1 tRNA gene is annotated in these 241 nt (G+C 50.6%); it reads left to right on the top strand.

Annotation, left to right across the window (positions count from 1 at the left end):
- The first annotated feature begins 164 nt into the window (after nt 1-164).
- Nucleotides 165-241: transfer RNA gene (locus OGX95_RS00065), tRNA-Arg, on the top strand.

The following is a 241-nucleotide window of genomic DNA, read 5'->3' as shown; positions in this document are numbered from 1 at the left end:
CCGTAGCTCAGCTGGATAGAGTACTCGGCTACGAACCGAGCGGTCGGAGGTTCGAATCCTCCCGGATGCACCATCTTCTCTGTAATAGCGTATTAGTGTTATTACGGAAAATTGATAGAGCTTTAGCAGCGATATCAAATCTGCAGTAAAGTAGTTTCCCTGATGCATCCGTAGCTCAGCTGGATAGAGTACTCGGCTACGAACCGAGCGGTCGGAGGTTCGAATCCTCCCGGATGCACCA

Source organism: Citrobacter sp. Cu233 (assembly GCF_030332225.1).
In the GTDB taxonomy this organism is placed as follows: Bacteria; Pseudomonadota; Gammaproteobacteria; order Enterobacterales; family Enterobacteriaceae; genus Citrobacter.
The sequence above is the reverse complement of the archived record's forward strand: the minus strand, read 5'-3'. Positions and strand labels throughout refer to the sequence as shown.